The organism is Cohnella luojiensis, assembly GCF_004564235.1.
Classification (GTDB): Bacteria; Bacillota; Bacilli; order Paenibacillales; family Paenibacillaceae; genus Cohnella; species Cohnella luojiensis.
In genome coordinates this window covers 1-3,004 of the sequence record NZ_SOMN01000075.1, presented here as the reverse complement: position 1 = coordinate 3,004, position 3,004 = coordinate 1, and the positions used below count along the sequence as shown (strand labels likewise).

The following is a 3,004-nucleotide window of genomic DNA, read 5'->3' as shown; positions in this document are numbered from 1 at the left end:
ATCTGTTTTGGGCGCTTGCCTATAATGTCATCGGTATTCCGATTGCAGCCAGCGGTTTTCTCGCTCCGTGGCTTGCCGGGGCAGCTATGGCACTCAGCTCGGTTTCGGTCGTACTAAACGCATTGCGATTACAAAGAATAAAGCTTTATATCTACGGGAGGTAACCCAATGAAACGATTATCACTCTTATTGTTAATTGTAGTTTTTGTTTTTTTAACCGCCTGCACCAAACAAAATGGCAATAACCAGATGGATCATGGCAGCAATGGAATGGATCACGGATCGCATGCAGAGAAGGATCCAACAAGCGCCGCACAATCAACTAGTGCCGTCTGGAAGCTTTCGACTGAAAAGCCGAAACCGAATACAGATACTGCCATCACAATTCAAATTCAAGATAACGAAGGCAAGCCAATCGATAAGTTTGATATCAACCACGAGAAGAAGATGCACTTAATCGTCGTGAGCAAAGATTTATCGTTCTTCGACCATATTCATCCTGAATATAAAGGTGACGGTAAATTTGTTGTGACTACACAGTTCCCGAATTCTGGGGACTACAAGTTAATTGCTGACTATGTCCCGACTGGCAGTTCAGCGACTTCCCAGAGTGAGTGGATATCTATAGAGGGTTCTGCTCCAGAACCAGTAGAGATTATTGCAGAAACAAACTTAGCAAAAACGATCAACAACATAGACGTGAAGTTATCCTTTGATCATTTGATGGCAAATAAGGACTTGAATTTAACGTTCAACATGGTTGATGCAAAAACGAAAAAGCCGGTTACAGATTTGCAACCCTACTTGGGCGCAGTTGGACATGTGGTTATTATAAGCGCAGATGCTGAGCAGTATTTACACGTTCATCCGATAGATGAGAAAGCCAAAGGGCCAGACGCTCAGTTTATGACGAAATTCCCAAAGAGTGGTGTTTATAAAGTTTGGGGGCAGTTCCAACGAAACGGTGAAACCTTTATTGTCCCTTTTGTCGTAGATGTTCCTTAAGTTTGATGTGATTTTTATAGGAGGGATAGAATGAAAATCGCAGTTGCTCCCCGCATTGGTCGGGGGAAGTTTATTCACTGCAGAGCAGTGGAGGTCGATTGGAGATGTGCTCCATGCGGACGCTGAAATTGAATTCACCACGTTTAAGCAGCTTTATATCGATATCGAAGAAGATCATTTCGACGAAACGAAAGAAAAACTCGTTGAAGCAGGTTTAGAGGTATATTCAACTGGATTCTTCTCAAAGAACTTAATCGCTTGTAATTTCTGCAGAGGCGTGGAAGAAGCAGGGCTTACTGTTGCTATTAAATTGAACGAAATCGTTGCAGGTCATACGGTTCCCAGCCCGCTGAAGGTTGGGTATGCAGGCTGTGCAAATGCGACAAGCGAACCGCTTTTCAAAGATATCGGGATCATCAAGATGAAAAATGGATTCAATATTTACGTTGGCGGGGAAGGGAAAAGTTCCTGAGATTCAATTAATTCCGATAGTCGAGCGCCTGATCTCCTATTATCAAGAGAACGGCAAACCTAAGGAGAAGTACTCCCGGTTTGTGCAGCGCATGACCTTAGAGCGTCTAAAGGAAGAAATAATTTCATAAAGCAGACTGAGCTCTGCTTTTTCTTTTGAATAATTCGTGTATAATACATGTGTTGTATGATACAAATAATGAGGAGGTCCAAGAATGGAACAAAATACATTATTGGAACTTAGAACAACCGTTCAAAAGTTTGTGAGGCATTTTGGTTTACTTGAACAATCGATAACACCGTGCGGTTATTCGCTTTCTTTATCTCAGGTTTTTGCTCTGCAAGAGCTCGAGAGCAAAACCTTATCTGTAGGTGTGCTTGCTGACATTCTGCTGCTTGATCGAAGTTCTGTCAGCAGGCTGGTGGACCAATTGGTTAAAGCTAATTTTGTTCTACGCAACATAAATGAAAACAATCGTAGAGAAACATTGCTTTCCTTAACGGAGAAAGGGAGAACAACGATACACAAAGTACGGCAGCAGTCGATTCATTTTTATGGAAAGGTTTTACAAGATGTTTCCGAGAACGACCAACGAATGATTACTGACGGGTTCAAAATGTTTACGACTGCAATTACGCGTGTAAAAGGGGAATTAAAAGATGAAGATGAATCATAAATCTATGAATCCAAAATCTCAAGCAGCAACTGGCATATTTTCGATCATACTCTCTTTTCTAGCCACATCCCACCACTGGCTTCATATGGGAATTTTGACGTTACTGGGCGGCTCAACAAACATGATGGCCTCCATGTCAGCTGTAGTTTGGATAAGAAGGACAATGATTGTTATTACTATAATTATGATTCTATATTCGATGTATCGTTTGAATAGGCATCGTAGCAAACAAATTTGGATCCTGATTTTCTCAACCGTTTCCATTGTGCTTTCGTTTGGGTTTATTACTTTTACTTTAATCGAATACGGATGGTAGTTGATGTTTATTAACCTGTTGAACGGGTAATAACTACGTATCGTAGTACAAATTGTGCAAGGAGGTACGTTTAATGTCTCACGAGCAATATAAGAATTGTATCGAGGAATGCTTAAAATGTATGCAAGAATGCAACCATTGTTTTGATGCATGTTTAAAAGAAAAGGATATCGATATGATGAGGGACTGCATTCTTTTGGACAGAGAGTGTGCAACTCTTTGTTCATTAGCTGCAAACACAATGTCTATAAATAGCCCATTTGTCCGAGAAATTTGTGAACTTTGTGCTAAAGTATGCGAGGCTTGCGGCAACGAATGCAATAAACACAATCATCATGAACATTGCAAAAAATGCGCAGAAGCATGTTTTGCCTGTGCAAAAGCATGTCGGATGATGGTGGCTTAAATGTAAGCGTCAAATAGCCCCCACCTGTATTCGAGATGAGGGCTACGGTATGCTTGATTTATGATTTAAAGACTCGGCAAGCGAGAGGTAACGACGATGACCACGGCAACAGTCGATCTAATGCTTCCG

Annotated in this window: 4 protein-coding genes; all 4 read left to right on the top strand. The window is 41.3% G+C overall.

Annotation, left to right across the window (positions count from 1 at the left end):
* The first annotated feature begins 168 nt into the window (after positions 1 to 168).
* Positions 169 to 1,005: a hypothetical protein gene (locus E2980_RS23715; RefSeq protein ID WP_135154679.1), complete on the top strand. Its 837-nt coding sequence runs from the start codon at positions 169 to 171 to the stop codon at positions 1,003 to 1,005.
* Between the two features lie 106 nt (positions 1,006 to 1,111).
* Entirely contained in the window at positions 1,112 to 1,477 is a 366-nt protein-coding gene (locus E2980_RS25050) for a hypothetical protein (RefSeq protein WP_338080760.1), read from the top strand.
* Positions 1,478 to 1,691: 214 nt separating this feature from the next.
* Positions 1,692 to 2,153 carry a MarR family winged helix-turn-helix transcriptional regulator gene (locus E2980_RS23705; protein ID WP_135154678.1) on the top strand — a complete coding sequence of 154 codons (462 nt, stop codon included), beginning with the start codon at positions 1,692 to 1,694 and terminating at the stop codon, positions 2,151 to 2,153.
* A 389-nt stretch (positions 2,154 to 2,542) separates the two neighbouring features.
* Positions 2,543 to 2,875: a four-helix bundle copper-binding protein gene (locus tag E2980_RS23700; protein WP_135154677.1), complete on the top strand. Its 333-nt coding sequence runs from the start codon at positions 2,543 to 2,545 to the stop codon at positions 2,873 to 2,875.
* Positions 2,876 to 3,004: the final 129 nt, after the last annotated feature.